The 843-nt window shown below is 63.6% G+C and carries 1 protein-coding gene; it reads left to right on the plus strand.

Going from position 1 to position 843, the window contains the following annotated elements; translation table 11 throughout:
• Positions 1 to 78: 78 nt before the first annotated feature.
• Positions 79 to 830 (plus strand): IS5 family transposase gene (locus WP12_RS23745; protein ID WP_235398775.1). Its coding sequence is split into 2 segments (ribosomal slippage): positions 79 to 412 and positions 412 to 830, totalling 753 coding nucleotides; the frame shifts between segments, so codons are not numbered across the junction.
• Positions 831 to 843 lie beyond the last annotated feature (13 nt).

Below are 843 nucleotides of genomic sequence, written 5' to 3' on the forward strand. Positions count from 1 at the left end.
CTAGGGTCCGGACCCATAAATGGGATTCCCACGGCGGCTCGGATGTGATTCAGGCTCTGCGACAGCAGGAGCGTGGATTTGAGCGAGTTTTGGTTGAGTGAACAGCAGTTCGAGCGGCTTCGGCCATTGCTTCCGGATAAGGTGCGCGGGGTCGCCCGTGTCGATGACCGGCGCGTGATCAGTGGGATCATTCATGTGGTCAGATCGGGCGGACGCTGGGTCGATGCTCCGGCCTGCTACGGGCCGAGGAAGACGCTCTATAACCGGTTCGTGCGATGGGCGGCGGCGGGCGTTTGGCAGGACTTGTTTGTCACCCTGGCGGCGGCGGGTGGCCCGCCGGCCGAGGTTCTAATCGATAGCACCCACATGAAGGCGCACCGCTCGGCGGGCGGCGGAAAAGGGGGGCGCTCCTCCAGGCGATCGGGATCAGCCGGGGTGGTCGCAACAGCAAGCTCCACGCGCTCACCGACGGCGAAGGCCGACCGCTCCGCTTCCTCCTGACCGGCGGCCAGGTGGCTGATTGCCGCGCAGCAGATGTTCTGCTCATTGATCTTGCGCCGCGCACCATCGTGCTTGGCGACAAGGCCTATGACAGCAACGCGATCCGCGATCTGATCGAACGCCAGGGCGCGGTCCCCAACATCCCGTCCAAGACCAATCGGCGCTGGAAAAGCTGCTTCTCGAAGACGCTCTACAGGGGCCGCAATGCCGTTGAGCGCATGTTCTGCCGCCTCAAGGACTATCGCCGTATCGCCACCCGCTACGACAAACTCGCCACCAATTTCCTTGGCGCTATCTACCTCGCCGCAGCCGTCACATGGTGGTTATGAGTCCCGACCCTAG

The sequence above is a fragment of the Sphingomonas sp. SRS2 genome (assembly GCF_000971055.1).
GTDB lineage: Bacteria > Pseudomonadota > Alphaproteobacteria > Sphingomonadales > Sphingomonadaceae > Rhizorhabdus.